The 17,689-nt window shown below is 64.6% G+C and carries 14 protein-coding genes; all 14 read right to left on the bottom strand.

The genetic code is table 11. The features are described from left to right. The 14 genes from A9K71_RS04175 to A9K71_RS04110 all read right to left on the bottom strand — a co-directional run bounded on the left by A9K71_RS04175 (position 1) and on the right by A9K71_RS04110 (position 17,672). A complete protein-coding gene (locus tag A9K71_RS04175; protein ID WP_066990991.1) occupies positions 1-870 on the bottom strand; it encodes an outer membrane protein assembly factor BamD in 870 nt (289 codons plus the stop codon). Between the two features lie 201 nt (positions 871-1,071). Then, positions 1,072-2,019 (bottom strand): UDP-3-O-acyl-N-acetylglucosamine deacetylase, encoded by a 948-nt coding sequence (gene lpxC, locus A9K71_RS04170; protein WP_066990765.1) that lies wholly within the window; start codon positions 2,017-2,019, stop codon positions 1,072-1,074. Between the two features lie 415 nt (positions 2,020-2,434). After that, positions 2,435-4,090 carry a cell division protein FtsZ gene (ftsZ, locus tag A9K71_RS04165; protein WP_066990762.1) on the bottom strand — a complete coding sequence of 552 codons (1,656 nt, stop codon included), beginning with the start codon at positions 4,088-4,090 and terminating at the stop codon, positions 2,435-2,437. A 67-nt stretch (positions 4,091-4,157) separates the two neighbouring features. Next, positions 4,158-5,465 (bottom strand): cell division protein FtsA, encoded by a 1,308-nt coding sequence (gene ftsA, locus A9K71_RS04160; RefSeq protein WP_066990759.1) that lies wholly within the window; start codon positions 5,463-5,465, stop codon positions 4,158-4,160. Then, the gene (locus A9K71_RS04155; RefSeq protein WP_066990756.1) at positions 5,462-6,403 is read right to left on the bottom strand and encodes a cell division protein FtsQ/DivIB; all 942 of its coding nucleotides are present in this window, start codon (positions 6,401-6,403) and stop codon (positions 5,462-5,464) included. The genes ftsA and A9K71_RS04155 overlap by 4 nt, the downstream gene beginning before the upstream one ends. Next, a complete protein-coding gene (locus tag A9K71_RS04150) occupies positions 6,391-7,317 on the bottom strand; it encodes a D-alanine--D-alanine ligase (protein ID WP_066990754.1) in 927 nt (308 codons plus the stop codon). Before A9K71_RS04150 ends, A9K71_RS04155 begins: the two co-directional genes overlap by 13 nt. A gap of 310 nt (positions 7,318-7,627) precedes the next feature. After that, positions 7,628-8,593 carry a UDP-N-acetylmuramate dehydrogenase gene (murB, locus tag A9K71_RS04145; protein WP_066990751.1) on the bottom strand — a complete coding sequence of 322 codons (966 nt, stop codon included), beginning with the start codon at positions 8,591-8,593 and terminating at the stop codon, positions 7,628-7,630. After that, on the bottom strand, positions 8,590-9,996 hold the full coding sequence (gene murC / locus A9K71_RS04140; RefSeq protein WP_066990748.1) for a UDP-N-acetylmuramate--L-alanine ligase: 1,407 nt from the start codon (positions 9,994-9,996) through the stop codon (positions 8,590-8,592). The genes murB and murC overlap by 4 nt, the downstream gene beginning before the upstream one ends. Then, entirely contained in the window at positions 9,993-11,117 is a 1,125-nt protein-coding gene (murG, locus tag A9K71_RS04135) for an undecaprenyldiphospho-muramoylpentapeptide beta-N-acetylglucosaminyltransferase (protein ID WP_066990745.1), read from the bottom strand. Before murG ends, murC begins: the two co-directional genes overlap by 4 nt. Positions 11,118-11,123: 6 nt before the next feature. Continuing rightward, entirely contained in the window at positions 11,124-12,275 is a 1,152-nt protein-coding gene (gene ftsW, locus A9K71_RS04130; RefSeq protein WP_066990742.1) for a putative lipid II flippase FtsW, read from the bottom strand. Then, complete coding sequence (gene murD, locus A9K71_RS04125; protein ID WP_066990739.1) at positions 12,275-13,675, bottom strand: UDP-N-acetylmuramoyl-L-alanine--D-glutamate ligase; 1,401 nt, start codon at positions 13,673-13,675, stop codon at positions 12,275-12,277. The genes ftsW and murD overlap by 1 nt, the downstream gene beginning before the upstream one ends. A gap of 9 nt (positions 13,676-13,684) precedes the next feature. Beyond that, positions 13,685-14,767: a phospho-N-acetylmuramoyl-pentapeptide-transferase gene (gene mraY, locus A9K71_RS04120; protein WP_066990736.1), complete on the bottom strand. Its 1,083-nt coding sequence runs from the start codon at positions 14,765-14,767 to the stop codon at positions 13,685-13,687. Positions 14,768-14,787: 20 nt separating this feature from the next. Then, on the bottom strand, positions 14,788-16,221 hold the full coding sequence (locus tag A9K71_RS04115; protein ID WP_066990733.1) for a UDP-N-acetylmuramoylalanyl-D-glutamyl-2,6-diaminopimelate--D-alanyl-D-alanine ligase: 1,434 nt from the start codon (positions 16,219-16,221) through the stop codon (positions 14,788-14,790). Beyond that, complete coding sequence (locus tag A9K71_RS04110; protein WP_066990731.1) at positions 16,218-17,672, bottom strand: UDP-N-acetylmuramoyl-L-alanyl-D-glutamate--2,6-diaminopimelate ligase; 1,455 nt, start codon at positions 17,670-17,672, stop codon at positions 16,218-16,220. Before A9K71_RS04110 ends, A9K71_RS04115 begins: the two co-directional genes overlap by 4 nt. Positions 17,673-17,689 lie beyond the last annotated feature (17 nt).

Here is a 17,689-nt window from a genome sequence, read left to right as displayed (position 1 = left end):
TCAGGCGCCGGTGATCAGCTTCCCGGCCTTGGAGATCCACGACCCGGCATTCTCGCGCGGTTCAAGCCCGTTGCTCTGCAGGAGCTTGTAGGAATCCTTGTACCACTGGCTGTCCGGATAGTTGTGGCCGAGCACCGCTGCGGCTGTCTGCGCTTCCGAAGTCAGGCCCATCGCGTAGTAGGCTTCGGTCAGTCGCGCGAGCGCCTCCTCGACGTGGCGCGTGTTGGAGTAGTTCTCGACCACGGTGCGGAAGCGCTTGACGGCGGCGATATATTCGCGGCGTTCCAGATAGTAGCGGCCGATCTGCATCTCCTTGCCGGCGAGCTGGTCGGTGGCGAAGCGGATCTTGTCCTTGGCGTCGTCGACATATTCGGAATTCGGCCAGCGGGTCACCAGGTCCTGCATGGTCTGCACCGTCTGGCGCGCTTCCTTCTGGTCCTGGGTGACGTCCTTGATCTGCCGGTAGTAGCTCAAGCCGATGATGTACTGCGCATAGGCGGCATCGTCGGTTGACGGATAGAGCGTTAGGTAACGTTTGGCGGAACCGATCGCCTCGTCATAGTTGCCGGCGCGATAATCGGCGAAGGCGCCCATCACCATCGATTTGCGGGCGAATTCCGAGTAGGGATGCTGGCGGTCGACGGCGTCGAACTTCTTGCTCGCCTCATCGAGGCGGCCGGCATTCAGATTGGCGAGGCCCTGGTTGTAGAGAACGTCTGCGGGTTCGGTGTGGTCGACATAGGTCGCCAGATTGACGTCCTTCTCGGACGACATGCAGGCCGACAGCATGAGCGACGGGGCGACCAACGAAAACGCCAGGAAAACAGCCCGATACGGCGCCTTCGATTGACCAACTCGCGAAAAAAACATGTTTGGATTCCGCCCTTTCGGCGTCGTTTCGGTCCCGGCCGCAGCCATAAACCATTATCCCCTTGCCCGGCAACGCTATGTCCGGCCAATCGCACATTTTTGTGGCGGTTTGGGACCGTGCCCAAAGCCGCTCGATTTCACGGGTTTGTGATGCATTTGCGCAACACCGGCTTCGCTACAAAGCCAGAAAATCGTTAAAAATCAGATGACCCAGGGCGCGTAGACCGGTCCGCTGACGGCGATCATTTCGGCGACCCGGCCGCGCTCGCGGCGCCGCGTCTCGACGATCTCGAAGGCCGTACGGTCCGAAAGCAGGCGGCGCAGCGCCGCCGCGTTCATCCGATGGCCGCCACGATAGGAGCGGAAGCAGCCGATGAAGCGCGCGCCGGCAAGCGCCAGGTCGCCCATGGCGTCGAGCGTCTTGTGGCGGGCGAATTCGTTCGGATAGCGCAGTCCGCCGACATTGATGACGCGGTTGTCGTCGCCGATGACCAGCGAGTTCTCCAGCGACGACCCGAGCGCGTAGCCGGCGGCCCACAGCCGCTCGACATCCTTCATGAAGCCGAAGGTGCGGGCCCGCGCGATGTCGCGGCGGAAGATGTCGGGGTTGATGTCGGAGGCGAAGAGCTGGCGGCCGATGGCCGGGCTCTCGAAGTCGATCTCGACCTCGAATCGCGTGCCGTCATAGGGGCGGAACTCGGCCCAGGATGCACCGGCTTCGACGCGGATCGGCTTGACCACGCGGATATAGCGGCGCTTGACCGAAAGCGTGTCGATCCCCGCCTGGTCGAAGGCTTCGACAAAGGCCACCGCGCTGCCGTCGAGAATGGGGACTTCCGGACCGTCGATCTCGATGATGAGATTGTCGATGCCAAGTCCGAACACCGTCGCCATGAGATGTTCGACGGTTCCGATATGCTCGCCGACCGGATCGCCGAGCATGGTGCAGAGGTCGGTGGCACCGACCTCGGAGACCAGGGCGCGGAACTCGCGGAACTCGCCGCCATTCGCGAGGTGGAACACGATGCCGGTATCGGCGTCGGCGGGCAGGAAATGAACGGTGACGGGCTTGCCGCTGTGGACGCCGGTGCCGGTCAGCGTCACGCGCGCCTTAACTGTCGTCTGATAGTCGTGCAAGACAAACCCCATAAGCCCAAACCGCCTGTGTCCGCTTGTCAGCCTTAGGCATTATCGGCCCGACGGATCATCTGGCCTGCGCGCAAAAGCGGCGAATGAGCAAGGCAGCGGCTCTGACAATATCGGCAGGCAGGGCCAACTCCCCGAATCCCGGCAAACCGACTTTAGTCCGACGCGAAGATAGTGGCCCGTCCGGGAGACTCCAAATCACGGTTTCTTACCCCATGTAACCGCTGCCCTGAACGAAGAAACACTCGTAATGCGTTGTTTCTCCATAACTTTTGAAGGCAACAGGCAGACGATCTCTCGCCCGCCTGTTAACAGCTGTTATATATCGTTAGTGCATGTTCTGCCCGAAGTGCGCAGCGGTAGGACATGCATCAAACGTTGCTTAAAGCGCGCCGCATAGGCGGCGCGCTTTTAACGATTAGTTCGCCTGGCGGCGCAGGAACGCCGGGATCTCCAGCTGGTCGTCTTCCTGCACCGTGCGGCTCTGCGGCGTGAGGCGCCCCTGGTCGTCGAGCTGGCCGCGGCGCGGCGCATAGAGCTGCGGGTCCTGGCTGGCGAGGCGGCGCATTTCCGGCGCCGCCTGGCGCAGTTTCGGCTCGCGCGGCTGCGCCGGCTGCAGCCGGGCCGGCTCTTCCTCGCGGCGGGTCAGGCCGTTGGTCAGCCGCTTGATCAGCCCCATCGGTCCGCTGTTCTCATGATCCGCAGGGCGGCTCTTGGCCTCCACCTCGGCCCTCACGACCGGTGGAAAGTCCTCGACGCGCGGCATGCGCTGCGGCGCTGCAGCCACAGGCTGCGGCATCTCGCGCTGCGGCGCGGGCTGCATGATCGGCTGCTGGGCGATCGGGTGCGGCTGAGGCTGGGCCGGCGGAGCCTGGAAGATCTTGCTCTGCGGGCGGAAGTCGTCGACCCGCGCGGGGCGCGGCTGTGCCATCGCGGCGGCGTTCGCCTCTGCAAGCTGGATCGCCTCGGCGACCGGATCGACGGCGCGCGGCTCGTAGGCCTGCTGCTGAACCGGTGCGGGACGGCTTTCCTGAACAGGTGCCGCGGGACGGGCGACCGGCTTCTGCGGCGCGCGGATGGAGATTGGCGCCGCGGCGATTTCGGCCGCCGACTTGTCGATGCCGGTAGCGACCACCGAGACGCGGATCACGCCTTCCAGGTCCTCGTCGAAGGTGGCGCCGAGGATGATGTTGGCGTCCTGGTCGACCTCCTCGCGGATCCGGGTCGCGGCTTCGTCGACCTCGAACAGGGTGAGGTCGCGGCCGCCGGTGATCGAGATCAGCAGGCCCTTGGCGCCCTTCATCGAGGTCTCGTCGAGCAGCGGGTTGGCGATCGCGGCCTCGGCGGCGGCCATGGCTCGGCCCTCGCCCGAAGCCTCGCCGGTGCCCATCATCGCCTTGCCCATCTCGCGCATCACCGAGCGGACGTCGGCGAAGTCGAGATTGATCAGGCCTTCCTTGACCATCAGGTCGGTGATGCAGGCAACGCCGGAGTAGAGCACCTGGTCGGCCATGGCGAAGGCATCGGCGAAGGTGGTCTTGTCGTTGGCCAGCCGGAACAGGTTCTGGTTGGGGATGACGATGAGCGTATCGACGCATTTCTGCAGTTCCTCGATGCCCATGTCGGCCGTCTTCATGCGGCGCTGGCCCTCGAAATGGAACGGCTTGGTGACGACGCCGACGGTGAGGATGCCCTTCTCGCGCGCCGCGCGGGCAACGACAGGTGCAGCGCCCGTGCCGGTGCCGCCGCCCATGCCGGCGGTGACGAAGCACATATGCGTGTTGGACAGATGATCGATGATCTCGTCGATGCATTCTTCCGCCGCCGCGCGGCCGACTTCCGGCTGCGAGCCGGCGCCGAGGCCTTCCGTGACATGCGCGCCAAGCTGGATCAGCCGCTCAGCCTTCGACATCGTCAGCGCCTGCGCGTCGGTGTTGGCCACCACGAACTCGACGCCGCGCAAGCCGGCTGTGATCATGTTGTTGACCGCGTTGCCGCCGCCGCCGCCGACACCGAACACGGTGATGCGTGGCTTAAGCTCGGTGATGTCCGGCTTCTTGAGATTGATGGTCATAGTCTCCGTCCTTTGCCTTTCCCGCCGCCTCGCCGCTGCGGCCGCCTTTGGGGCTGTCCCCGTCAAATTAAAAACTGTCTCTCAACCACTGACTCATGCGATGCAGTTTTCCGCCCGTTCCGGTCATCCTGAAACCGGAAAGTCCTTTCGCCGAATGGCTCTCGAAGCTCGCCATTTGAGGATAGATCAGAAGCCCGACCGGGGTCGAAAACGCCGGCCCCTTGGCCGCTTCCGGCAGGCCTGCCACGCCGAGCGGCCGGCCGATGCGCACATTGCGTCCAAGAATGCGGCGCGCCGCCTCCGGCAGGCCCGCCAGTTGGCTGGCGCCGCCGGTGAGGACGACCCGCTTGCCGACGGCGTTGCCGTAGCCCGATTTGTTCAGCCGGTCGCGCAAAAGCTCCAGCGTCTCGTCGATGCGCGCCCGGATGATCCGCGTCATCACCGAGCGTGGGATCTGTAGCGGCAGCTCGCCCTCCTCGCCGATCGGCTGGATGGAAACCAGGTCGCGGTCGTCCGCGCTGCCCGGCAGCGCAGAGCCATGCATTACCTTCAGCCGCTCGGCGGCGTCGAGCGAAGTTGACAGACCCTTGGCCATGTCGAGCGTCACATGATTGCCGCCGATAGCGATGGCGTCGCCATGCACGAACTTGCCTTCCGAGAACACCGAGATCGTGGTCGTGCCGCCGCCCATATCGATGCAGGCCGCGCCCATTTCGAGCTCGTCGTCGACCAAAGCCGCGAGACCGCTGGCATACGGCGTCGCCACCATGCGCTCGACCGACAGATGCGAGCGGTTGATGCAAAGCTCGAGATTGCGCATCGGCGCAGCATCGCCGGTCAGCACATGCATATCGACGCCCAGCGTCTCCCCGACCATACCGCGGGGATCCCGCACGCCGCGCTCGGCATCGAGCGAGAAGCCGACGGGAAGCGAATGAACCACCTCTCGCTCGGCCCGCAGCGCCTGCTTCGCGCCGGCAGCGAGCACGCGCTTGATGTCGGCTTCCTCGACCTGATGGCCGCCGAGATTGATGGTTGCCGAAAAGGCCTCGCTCTTCAGCCGGCCGGCCGTCATGTTGACGATAAGGGAATCGACGGTGAGCCCCGCCATGCGCTCGGCGGCGTCGACAGCGAGACGGATGGCATGCTCGGCGCGGTCGAGATCGACCACGACGCCCGACTTAACTCCCTGCGACTTCTGATGGCCGATGCCGATCACCTGGATGCGATGCGAGCGTCCGCGCAACAGCTTGCCGTCCTCGCGCGGCTTCAGCTTCGCCACCACGCAGCATACCTTGCTCGAGCCGACATCGAGCACCGTCAGCGTGCCCGACCGGCGCGAAGAGGCATCACCGCCGCCGCCAAGCCAGCTCATATCTTCGTCTCCGGCTTGCGTTTCGTCAGGGACTTCGGCTTGTCGCTGAGCGCGGCTTCGCGCTGCGCCGCAGCTTCCGGCGAGAGCTCGACGACCAGGCGATCGGACAACCGCATGTCGACGGCAGCGATGTCGCGCGTCAACAGCCCGTTGTCATGATCAAGCTTGACGAGCTCGGCGATCGCCTGATCCTCGCCGTCTTCCGGCAGCTTCACGGTGATGCCGTTCTCCAGCTTGAGATCCCAGCGCCGCTCGCCGACACGAATATAGCCTTTGACCCGCGCCGCCAGCTCGGGATAGCGCTTGATCCTCTCCAGGAAATCCGGCGCCTTGGCCGGCGCGCCCGTGCCGATGATCAGCGGCAGCAAAGCCTGCTTGCCGCCCGAGAACGGCGCGATCACCTCGCCCGACCGCTCGATGACCGAAAGCGAATTGCCCTGCTGCCAGAGCGCGAAGGGCTCACGCTCCTCGACACGGACCTCCAGCGTGTGAGGATAGATCTTGCGCACGGCCGCAACCTCGACCCAGGGCAACGTCGCGATGCGCTCGCGCGCAGCCTCGGCATCAAAGCCGATCAGCGACGTCCAGCCATCGAGGCCGAGGCGGTCCAGTATATCGATCTCGGAAGTCTGGCGATTGCCGACGACCTTGATCTGGTCGACGGCAAAACCGGTTCGGGCCGTCACGCCCTGCACGATGCTGTCGGCGTAGCCGCCGAGATAGGCCCCGTAGGCTCCGGCGGAAGCCAACAAGGCAGCCGAGAGGATCGCAGCCGAGAAGCGCGGCGCCTCATACTCGCCATCGCAGAGACGGGCAAGCAAACGCACCGGCCGCCGAAGCTGGCGCGGCAACACGAAATGGTCGAACGATAGCGGCACGCCGAACAGCGCGGGCCCAGTCCCGCGGCCCTTGCCCTGGCCCCACCTCAACGCAGACACGAAGCGTCCTCCACCATCCAACTCAACAATTCGCCGAACGAATGCCCCGCTTGCGCGGCGATTTCAGGCACCAGAGACGTCGGCGTCATGCCCGGCTGGGTGTTGATCTCGAGCCAGACAACCTCGCCGTTTTCGGAGTGACGGTCGTCGTAACGGAAGTCCGACCGGGAAACGCCCCGGCAACCGATAGCAAGATGAGCCTTGAGGGCCAGTGTCTGTATTTTTTGGTAAATATTCGGTGAAATTTTTGCAGGGGTTTCGTGTTTTGATCCACCCGGGACGTACTTTGAATCGTAGTCGTAGAAGGAATGACCGGTCGGGATGATTTCACAGACCCCAAGCGCCACGTCACCCATCACCGCGCAGGTCAACTCGCGCCCGTGGATGTAGCGCTCGACCATGACGATCTCGCCATACTTCCATTCGGACGAGCCGATGACTTGCGGCGGATGCGACTGCCCCTCGTGCACGATGACGACGCCGAAGCTCGAGCCTTCATTGACCGGCTTCACCACGTAAGGGGGCTTCATCGGATGCTTGTTCTGGACGGAGAAGCGGTTGACCACCTTCGATTCCGCGACGGGAATGCCGGACGCCTTGGCGACCTTCTTGGCCTGCTCCTTGTTCATGGCCAGCGCCGAAGCGAGCACGCCCGAATGGGTGTAGGGAATTCCGAGATATTCGAGAATTCCCTGGATGGTGCCATCCTCGCCGAACGGGCCATGCAGCGCGTTGAAGGCGACATCGGGCTTGAGCTCGGCAAGCACAGACCCGACATCGCGCGAAACATCGACGCGGGTGACCTGATAGCCTTCATTCTCGAGCGCATCCGCACATGCCTTCCCCGACGACAGAGACACGGGCCGCTCCGAGGAAAATCCCCCCAGGAGAACAGCCACATGCTTCTTCTTCATCCCGCCTTCCCCTTTCACGCCGGGCCTGCAACCAATATTTCCGCACGCAACATTTCCGCACATTGAGTCCGGGTCTTCCGGCAGGTTGCCCCCCAGACGGAAAACGCGGGTAACGCGTCAAACGACTCAAATCAGGAAACGCTTTAGAGCAGAGAATCAGAGAGTTGATTCCCTGGCAAGTACCTATGATTCCGAGAGATTCACTTTCCGCGAAAACGGGCGAGAAAAGTGTGTTGTTGAGTCTTTGCGGTAACGCTTGACGGCGTCGCCGACGACGCAAGTTCAAGCACTACTTGAACATCGCAGCGAGCTAAAGAAGCTGGCCCAGGAACTCCTGCACCGCGTGACCCGGCCGGAAGTTGCCCAGCCGCTTGATCTCCCAATGCAGGCGGATGCCCGAATTTTCCAGCACCCGCGCTCGCACCGTCTCGCCGAGATATTCGAGATCGTAGCCGGTCGCGGTGCCGGTGTTGATCATGAAGTTGCAGTGCATGGGAGACATCTGCGCGCCGCCGATCATCAGCCCGCGGCAGCCGGCCTTGTCGATCTCTTTCCACGCCGACGAGCCTTCCGGGTTCTTGAAGGTCGAACCGCCGGTCTTCTCGCGGATCGGCTGTACCGTCTCGCGATGGTTCTGCACGGCGTCCATCGCCGCTTTAATCGCAACCTTGTCTCCCGGGGGGCCCTCGAAGATGGCCGAGGTAAAGATCAATCCGCCAGGCGCCGACGAATGGCGGTAGGCATAGCCCATATCCGCATTGCTCAGCGTATGGACATTGCCTGCGCGATCGAGCGCCCGCACCTCGACCACGCGCTCGCGCGTCTCGACGCCATTGGCGCCAGCATTCATCCTCAGCGCCCCGCCGACAGCGCCCGGGATGCCGTGAAAGAAATGAAACCCTCCGATGCCGGCTTCATAAGCCACGGCGGCCAGGCGCTTGTCCGGCGTTGCTGCGCCAGCCTTGATGGTGGTCGATCCGGTGACCTCGGCCTCGCCAAACCCCTTGGCGGAGAGCCTCACCACAAAACCGGGAATGCCGCCGTCGCGCACCAGAAGGTTTGAGCCGACGCCGACGACCGTGATCGGGATTTCCTCCGGCACCGCGCGTAGGAAGGCCGCGAGATCCTCCTCGTCGGCCGGCTGGAACAGCGCTTCCGCCAGCCCGCCGGCACGGAACCAGGTGATCTTGTCCATCTCGGCATTGGGCGTGACGCGGCCGCGCAGGCCGGCAAGCTTGTCGCCGAGCTTGTCGATCAGGTCCTGGCCGCGCATCATAAGGGGGCCCCACCGAGTTCCTTGGGCAGCGCATAGGCCCATTGCGTGATGTTGCCGGCGCCGAGGAAGATGACGAAGTCGCCCGGCTTGGCAAGTTCGCGGACGGCCGGCGCGACCGCCGCCGGGCCTTCGATATAGCGCGCGTCGCGATGGCCGCCGGCACGGATGCGCGACACCAGCGCGTCCGAGGTCGCCCCCTCGATCGGTTCCTCGCCGGCCGCGTAAACGGGCGCCACCATGACCGTGTCGGCATCGTTGAAGCAGACGGAAAACTCATTGAACAGGTCGTGCAGCCGGGTGAAGCGGTGCGGTTGCGCAATCGCGATGACGCGGCCCTTTGTGGCTCCGCGCGCGGCCTTGAGCACCGCCGCGATCTCGACCGGGTGGTGGCCGTAATCGTCGAAGACCTCGACGCCGTTCCAGGAACCGGTGTGCGTGAAACGTCGCTTGACGCCGGCGAAGGATGACAGGCCTTTCTTGATGGCTCCGGGGGACAGACCAAGCTCATGCGCGACCGCGATCGCTGCCGTCGCGTTGGAGACATTATGGCGGCCGGGCATCGGCAGCCGCAGACCCGTGATCGTCGTCGTGCCCCGCCCCTTGCGGTCGCGGATCACCACGTCGAACTCGGATGTAGCTCCGTCCATGCGATGATTGGCGAAGCGCACGTCGGCCTGGGCATTCTCGCCATAGGTGATGACGCGCCGGTCCTCGATGCTGCCGACCAGCGCCTGCACCTCTGGATGGTCGGTGCACATAACGCCGAAACCATAGAACGGTACGTTCTCGACGAACTGGCGGAAGGCCTCGCGCACCTTGTCGAAGCTGCCATAGTGGTCGAGATGCTCGGGATCGATGTTGGTGACGACGGCGATGTCGGCCGGCAGTTTCAGGAACGTGCCGTCGCTCTCGTCGGCCTCGACCACCATCCACTCGCCGTCACCCATGCGGGCATTGGTACCATATGCGTTGATGATGCCGCCATTGATGACGGTCGGATCGAGTCCGCCGGCTTCGAGCAGCGTCGCCACCATGGAGGTGGTCGTCGTCTTGCCATGCGTGCCGCCGATGGCGACCGCCTGGCGGAAGCGCATCAGCTCGGCTAGCATCTCGGCGCGGCGCACGACCGGCAGCAGTTTCTCGCGCGCCGCCCTGAGCTCAGGGTTGGATTTCTTGATGGCGGTCGACACCACGACCACCTCGGCCTCGCCGACGTTCTCGGCCTTGTGGCCCACGAAGCATTCGATGCCCTTGTCGCGGAGCCGCTGCACATTGGCGCCGTCCGCCTGGTCCGAGCCCTGCACCTTGTAGCCGAGATTGTGCAGCACCTCGGCAATGCCGCTCATGCCGATGCCGCCGATGCCGATGAAATGCACGAGGCCGATCGTCTGCGGCATCTTCATGCGCGCGTCCTCCTGTAGTCGGAAACCGTTTTGCCGGACGCAATAGCCTCTGTCAGATCGCCGAGCAACCGCGCCGCGTCGGGTTTTCCGGCCGAGCGGGCAGCCGCGGCCATTGCGGTCAGCCGGCCGGGATCCTCCATCAGCCCGCCGACCAACGCCGCGATCCGCTCGGCCGAGAGCGTCGATTGCTGATGGACCTCGGCCCCACCGGCGGCGGCAAGTGCCGCGGCATTCGCCGCCTGGTCGTGATCGAGCGCATGCGGGTAAGGCACCAGCAGCGCCGGGCGTCCGATGACCGCGATCTCCGATACGGTCGAGGCACCGGACCGCGACATCACCAGATGTGCGGCCGCCATGCGCGCCGCCATATCGGTGAAGAAGGGCGAGACCTGCGCGTCGACGCCGAGATCGGCATAGGCGGTCTTCACTCGCGCCACGTCTTCCGCGCGCGCTTGCTGGGTGATCGCCAGCCGCTTGCGCTGCGCTTCGGGCAAAAGCGCTATCGCCGCCGGCACAGCATCGGAAAAGAACTGGGCACCCTGGCTGCCGCCGAAGACCAGGAAGCGGAACGGCTCGCTGGCATCCGACGCGGCATAAGGCGATTTCGCCGCTTCAAGTATCTGCGGCCTCACAGGATTGCCCGTGGTCACCGTCTTGGCGCCGGCCGCGCTTTCCCCCTCGGGCAGGAACCCGCCGGCAATCGCATCGACCCGGCTCGACAGCGCCTTGTTGGCACGTCCCATGACGGCGTTCTGCTCATGGATCAGCGTCGGCACCTTGCGCCGTGTCGCCGCATAGAGCGGCGGCAATGTCGGATACCCGCCGAAGCCGACGACGGCGTCGGGCTTGATCCTGGCGATGACACGCCCCGCTTGCCGCACGCCTTGCCAGATCGTCCAGAAGGCGGCGAGCACGGCGAAGGGATTCTTCGAGCCCAAAGTCGCCGAGCGGATGGAGTGGATCGCGGCGGCTGGAAAGTGGCCGGAGTAGCGCTCCGCGCGGCGGTCGGTGGCAAGATGCACCTCCCAGCCCCGCTCGATCAGTTCATGCGCAAGCGCCTCGGCTGGGAACAGATGTCCGCCCGTTCCGCCGGCCGCCAGCAGGATGACACCCCTCGACATCCCGCCTCATTCCGCCGGCATGGCGCGCTGCGAGAAGGCATAGCCAATCTGCTTGCGCTTTTCGGGATGCTTGCGCGTCAGCGCCAACACCATGCCCATCGAGACGGCAATCGCGATCTGCGAGGAGCCGCCGTAGGAAATGAAGGGCAGCGTCATGCCCTTGGCCGGCATCAACTGTAGGTTCACGCACATGTTGATGGCCGACTGCAGGCCGAAAATGGTGACGAGCCCGCCGACGGCGTAACGGGTAAAGTCGTCATGCTCCTTGAGCGCGATACTCAATCCTCGCAGCACGATGAAGGCGAAAATCGACATAATGAAGAAGCACATGATCAGCCCGAACTCCTCGCCCGCGACCGAAAACACGAAGTCGGCGTGGCTGTCGGGGATGACCCGCTTCACCGTGCCCTCGCCTGGGCCGACGCCGAACCAGCCGCCATTGATCAGCGCCTCGCGGCCCATGTCGACCTGGAAAGTGTCGCCTTCGCCGGTGAGGAACTTGTCGATGCGGGCGGCCACATGCGGAAACACTGTATAGGCCGCGAACACGCCGCCGACGCCGGCAGCCCCCAGCGCGACGATCCAGAACCACGGCAGGCCGGCCATGAAGAACATCACGCCCCAGGTGCCCAGCACCAGCATGGTCTGGCCGAGATCCGGCTGCGCGATCAGCAGCGAGATCACCAAGGCCAGCAGCAGCATGGCGAACAGATTGCCGGGAATGTCTGGCTGGCGCTTGTGCTCGGCAAACAGCCAGGCGCAAATGATGACAAAGGCCGGCTTCAGGAACTCGGACGGCTGGATCGAGAGCCCGGCGAGCGATACCCAGCGCCGCGCGCCCTTCACCTCGACGCCGATATAGAGAACCGCCACCATCAGCACCAGCATGATGCAGATCATCGCCAGCGACATGCGCCTTATTTGTCGCGCTTCCAGGAAGGAAACCGCCAGCATCACGACGAGCGCCGGGATGGTGAAGATGATCTGTCTTGTGGCGAAGTGGAAGCTGTCGAGACCGATGCGCTCGGCGACCGCCGGGCTTGCGGCGAAGGACAGGACGATGCCGAGCCCCATCAGCGACAGGAATGCCGCCAGGAACCAGCGATCGATCGTCCACCACCAGGTTGCGACCGGACTTTTGTCGAGACGGCTTTGCATCAACGTGGCCCTCCGATGGGTTTCACCCCATCAATAGCAGTCGCAGCTTGCCTGAAGGCTTCGCCGCGAACCTCGAAATTCTTGAACTGGTCGAAACTGGCGCAGGCCGGCGAAAGCAGGACGACGGCCTCGCCGCCGGTGTCGCCCGCGGCGTCATGGGCGGCGTGCTCGACCGCGGCCGCCAGCGTTCCGGAAATTTCGTAAGGCACCGCCTCGCCGAGCGTGGCGGCGAAAGCGGGAGCGGCCTCGCCGATCAGATAGGCCTTGGCGATGCGTGGGAAGAAACCGCGCAGCGGCTCTATCCCGCCTTCCTTGGGCAGGCCGCCTGCGATCCAATAGATGCGGTTGAAGCTCGACAGCGCGGGAGCGGCCGCATCGGCATTGGTCGCCTTGGAATCGTTGACGAACAGCACATGATCCTTGCGGCCCACCTGCTCCATGCGGTGCGCCAGCCCCGGGAAGCTTTCCAGCCCCGCCTGGATCTCGCCGAGTTCCAGCCCGACCCTGAGGCAGGCGGCGACGGCGGCGAGCGCATTCTGCGCATTGTGCTGGCCGCGCAGCGAGCCGATGCCTTCCAGGAATGCGATGCGGCTGTAGCGACCGTGCACGGCTTCCATCAGATTCGTGCCGTCGGCGAAATAGCCGTCGGTCAGCGGCAGGCGCTTGGAAATGCGGATCACTTGCCGGCCTGCCCGCTCCAGCCGGTCGGCGATCTGGGCGCACCAGGAATCGTCGACGCCGATGATCGCGGTGTCGCTGCCGGCGACCAGCCTTTCCTTGATCGAGGCGTAATGGGCCATGGTGCCGTGGCGGTCGAGATGGTCGGGCGTCAGATTGAGCAGGATGCCGGCGGTCGGATTGATCGAGGGCGCGAGATCGATCTGGTAGGAAGAGCACTCCACCACATAGTGCCGTTCGGCCTCGGGCGGATCGAGCGTCATGATGGCGCGGCCGATATTGCCGCCCATCTGGGTGTCGCGTCCGGCCGACTTCAGGATGTGCGCCGTCATCGCCGTGGTCGTCGATTTGCCGTTGGTGCCGGTGATCGCGACGAAGGGTGCGGCCGGCGCGCGCTGGATGCGCTCGCGGCAGAACAGCTCGATATCGCCGATCACCTCGACGCCGGCGCCGCGCGCCAGTTCCACCGTCCAGTGCGGCTTCGGATGCGTGAGCGGCACCCCGGGCGACAGGACAAAGGCCGCAAAGCGCGACCAGTCGGCGCCGCGCAGGTCGCCGGTCGCGATCCCGGCGGCTGCTGCCTTGGCGACGCTGTCCGGATTGTCGTCCCAGGCGAGGATCTCGGCGCCGCCGGCGATCAGCGCATGCGCGGTGGCAATCCCCGACCCGCCGAGCCCGAAGAGCGAAACGCGTTTGCCTGCAAATGAAGCGGCGGCGATCAAGCGGGCATCCTATCTGAGCTTGAGGGTGGAGAGGCCGACCAGCGCCAGGATGACGGCGATGATCCAGAAGCGGATCACCACCTGGCTTTCGGTCCAGCCGAGCTTTTCGAAATGGTGATGGATCGGTGCCATCAGGAAGACGCGCTTGCCGGTCATCTTGAAGTAGCCGACCTGGATGATGACCGACAGGATCTCCACCACGAACAGGCCGCCGACGATGACCAGCACAATCTCGTGCTTGGTGGCGACAGCGATGGTGCCGATCAGGCCGCCCATGGCAAGCGAGCCGGTGTCGCCCATGAAGATCGCGGCCGGCGGCGCGTTGAACCACAGGAAGCCGAGGCCGGCGCCGATGACGGCGCCCAGCACGACCGCCAGTTCGCCGGTACCGGGAACGAAATGGATCTGCAGATACTCGGCGAACACCGCGTTGCCGGAAAGATAGGCGATGACGCCGAACGACGCCGCAGCGATCATGATCGGCACGATCGCCAGCCCGTCCAGACCGTCGGTCAGGTTCACCGCATTGCCGGCGCCGACGATCACGAAGCAGGAGAACGGCACGAAGAACCAGCCGAGATTGATCAGGAATTCCTTGGCGAACGGGAAGGTCAGCGACGACGAGAACGGCGCCTGGCCATTGTGCATGATCACCCAGGCCGCGATGCCGGCGACAACGAATTCGATCGCCAGCCGCGCCTTGCCGGAGAAGCCCAGATGCGACTGTTTCGTCACCTTGAGATAGTCGTCGTAGAAACCGATCGAGCCGAAGCCGACGGTGACCAAAAGCACCACCCAGACATAGATGCTGGAGAGGTTTGCCCACAGAAGCGAGGAGCCGATGATGCCGGACAGGATCATCAGCCCGCCCATCGTCGGCGTTCCGGCCTTCTTGAAATGTGTCTGCGGTCCGTCGGCGCGGATCGGCTGCCCCTTGCCCTGGCGAAGCCGCAGCGAATTGATGATGGTCGGTCCGAATATGAAGACGATCAGCGCCGAAGTGATCAGCGCACCGCCGGTGCGAAAGGTGATGTAGCGGAAGACATTGAAGGCCGAGATCTTGTCCGCGAAATCAACGAGTAAAGTGAGCATCGGTCCCCCGGATCCCGACCTCAGGTCGGTTCAATGGTTGCGGCTTCCGCCGGAAATTTGCCGAGCAATGCCTCGACCAGCTTTGAAAAGCCGATGCCTTTCGACGACTTGACCATCACCACGTCGCCCGGCCTGATCGCCGACATGACGACGGGCTTCAGCTCTTCGGCTCCTGGCCGGTACTCGGTTTCGACATCCGAAGGCAAAACCTCGGCCAGTGCCCGCATCTCCGGGCCGCCGAGAAAGACGTTGCGCGTTTCTGTGCCGACAATAAGTTCGGCAAGCGCCGCGTGGAGCTTCGCCGAATGGCTGCCGAGTTCCAGCATGTCGCCAAGCACCGCGATGCGCCTGCCCTCGCCCGATACCGGCGTGGCGTTGAGCAGCGCCATGGCTGCCGCCATTGACGCCGGATTGGCATTGTAGCTCTCGTCGATCAGCGTGATCGGACCGTTCGGATGGCGCAAAATGTGGCGCCGGCCGCGCCCGCGCTCGGCCGAAAGATCGGCGAGCGCCGCCGCGACCTTGTCGAGATCGGCGCCGACCAGTTGCGCGGCGCCAAGCACCGCCAGCACATTCTGCACGATGTGGCGGCCGGGCGCCCCGACACGGGCCGTCACGTCCCTCTTGCCGATCTTGACCGCGATATCGGAGTGGTCGGCATAAAGGTCGCAGCCAACAAGCCGGAAGGCCGAGCGGGCGTTCTCGCCGAAACCGAAGACATGCTCGACACCCGCATCCTTGGCCACTTTCCCGAGCAGCTTCCAACGCGGATCGTCGCGATTGAGCAGCGCGGCGCCGCCGGCCTCTATGCCCTCGAAAATCTCGGCCTTGGCCATGGCGATCTCGTCGAGATTCTTGAAGAAGCCTAGATGGGCGGCCGCGATCAGCGTGACGATCGCGACATGCGGCCTCACCATCTTGACCAGCGGCCTGATCTCGCCCGGATGGTTCATGCCGATCTCGAAGATCGCGTAGTCGCAGTCTGCGGGCATGCGGGCTAAGGTCAGCGGCACGCCCCAGTGATTGTTGAACGACTGCGCCGAGGCGTGCACCTTGCCGACCGCCGACAGCACATGGCGCAGCGCTTCCTTGGTGGTCGTCTTGCCCGCAGAGCCGGTCACCGCGATGATCTTGGCCCGTGAGCGAGCGCGCGCCGCAATGCCGAGCTTTTCCAGCGCTGCAAGCACATCCTGCACGACAATCATCGGCGCAGTCAGCCGGCCAAGCGACGGCAGCTTGCCCTCGGCCACCACCAGCACCGCAGCGCCCGCCTTCACTGCAGCGGTTGCGAAATCGTGGCCGTCCATCGTCTCGCCCTTGATGGCGAAGAAGGCGTTGCCCGGTTCGAGGCTGCGGCTGTCGATCGAAATGCCGGTGATGCCTTCCGGCAGCGAGCCGATCGGCCTGCCGCCCATGGCCTCGACAAGCGCTTGCGACGTCCAGAGCAAGCTCATGCGGCGCGCTCCTGAAGCGCCTCGCGCACTTCCTCATGATCGGAAAAGTGGAAGGTTTCGGTGCCGATCGTCTGGCCTTCCTCATGCCCCTTGCCGGCGACGATGAGCGTATCGCCGGCATGGAGCATGGCGACGGCCTCGTGGATCGCTTTGCGGCGGTCGCCGATCTCGATGGCGCCGGGCGCCGCGGCAAGGATTGCCGCGCGGATGGTTTCAGGGATTTCCGTGCGCGGATTATCGTCGGTGACGATGACGACATCGGCGAGCCGGGTCGCGATCTCGCCCATGATCGGCCGCTTGCCGCGATCGCGGTCGCCGCCGCAGCCGAAGACGACAACGACCCGGCCCGTGGTGAACGGACGAACCGAGGTCAGGACATTTTCCAACGCGTCGGGCTTGTGCGCATAGTCGACATAGACCGGAGCGCCGGCGGCCGTCGTGCCCACAAGGTCGAGGCGGCCCGGCGCACCTTTGAGTTTCTCCAATGCGGCCAAGGCCTTATCAACGGATGTTCCAGTCGAGATGGCGAGGCCGGCCGAAACCAGCGCGTTGGCGATCTGGAAATCACCTGCCAACGGCAGGTCGATCTCGTGAAGCACACCATCGGCCTCCACCTCGGCACGCTGGCGCCGCCGCTCATGCTCGACGCGCTTCAGCGTCAGGAATTCGCCGTGGCGGCCGACTGTCAGCACGTTCAGGCCCGCTGCCCGCGCGGCATGAACCGTCGGCTGCGACCAGGGATCGTCGGCGAAGATCACGGCCGGCGCCCCCTTCGGCAGCAGCGTGTCGAACAGACGCAGCTTGGCACGATGATAATCCTCAACCGTCGGATGGTAATCCATGTGGTCGCGGCCGAGATTGGTAAAGCCGCCGGCGGCCAGTTTGACGCCGTCGAGCCGACGCTGGTCGAGACCATGGCTGGAAGCCTCCATCGAGGCGTGCGTTACCCCTGCCTCCGCCAGTTCCTTGAGCAACTGGTGCAGGGCGACGGGATCGGGCGTGGTCAACGAGCCATATTCGTTGCGGCCAGGCGCCACCACGCCCGTCGTGCCGATCGAAGCGGCGGCAAAACCTGCCTGCTCCCAGATCTGGCGGGTGAAGGCGGCAACCGATGTCTTTCCGCTGGTACCGGTGACGGCGACCATCGTCCGAGGCTGCTTGCCAAAGAAGCGCGCCGCGCTCAGCGCCAATGCCAGACGCGGATCATCGACGGCAAGAACCGGGATCGACAGACCGGAGATGGTATTGCCTCTGGCCGCCACGATTGCGGCAGCGCCGCGGCCGGCGGCATCGGCGGCATAGGTCGAGCCATCAGCCTTGCTGCCGGCGAGCGCGAAAAAAACGACGCCCGGTCTTACCTGGCGGGAATCGGAGGAGAGACCGGTAACCTCCAGATCGGGGGAAGCTGTTCCCTCGACAGGCAGGATGCCGGCTAGATTTTTCAGATACATTGAGTCCCGTTCACCGC

Origin of the sequence: Mesorhizobium sp. WSM3873, assembly GCF_001672445.1 — a bacterium.
GTDB lineage: Bacteria > Pseudomonadota > Alphaproteobacteria > Rhizobiales > Rhizobiaceae > Mesorhizobium.
Note: the sequence above shows the minus strand (reverse complement) of the source record. Positions and strands in the feature narration are given on the sequence as shown.

Bases quoted from the DNA above. Each gene is read 5' to 3' on its own strand.
- murC (WP_066990748.1), bottom strand. From the start codon at position 9,996: ATGAAGATGCCGCAGACGATCGGCCTCGTGCATTTCATCGGCATCGGC.
- lpxC (WP_066990765.1), bottom strand. From the start codon at position 2,019: ATGGGGTTTGTCTTGCACGACTATCAGACGACAGTTAAGGCGCGCGTG.
- ftsA (WP_066990759.1), bottom strand. From the start codon at position 5,465: ATGAGCTGGCTTGGCGGCGGCGGTGATGCCTCTTCGCGCCGGTCGGGC.
- murG (WP_066990745.1), bottom strand. From the start codon at position 11,117: ATGTCGAGGGGTGTCATCCTGCTGGCGGCCGGCGGAACGGGCGGACAT.
- A9K71_RS04110 (WP_066990731.1), bottom strand. From the start codon at position 17,672: ATGTATCTGAAAAATCTAGCCGGCATCCTGCCTGTCGAGGGAACAGCT.
- ftsW (WP_066990742.1), bottom strand. From the start codon at position 12,275: ATGCAAAGCCGTCTCGACAAAAGTCCGGTCGCAACCTGGTGGTGGACG.
- A9K71_RS04150 (WP_066990754.1), bottom strand. From the start codon at position 7,317: ATGAAGAAGAAGCATGTGGCTGTTCTCCTGGGGGGATTTTCCTCGGAG.
- A9K71_RS04175 (WP_066990991.1), bottom strand. From the start codon at position 870: ATGTTTTTTTCGCGAGTTGGTCAATCGAAGGCGCCGTATCGGGCTGTT.
- murB (WP_066990751.1), bottom strand. From the start codon at position 8,593: ATGATGCGCGGCCAGGACCTGATCGACAAGCTCGGCGACAAGCTTGCC.
- ftsZ (WP_066990762.1), bottom strand. From the start codon at position 4,090: ATGACCATCAATCTCAAGAAGCCGGACATCACCGAGCTTAAGCCACGC.
- mraY (WP_066990736.1), bottom strand. From the start codon at position 14,767: ATGCTCACTTTACTCGTTGATTTCGCGGACAAGATCTCGGCCTTCAAT.
- A9K71_RS04115 (WP_066990733.1), bottom strand. From the start codon at position 16,221: ATGAGCTTGCTCTGGACGTCGCAAGCGCTTGTCGAGGCCATGGGCGGC.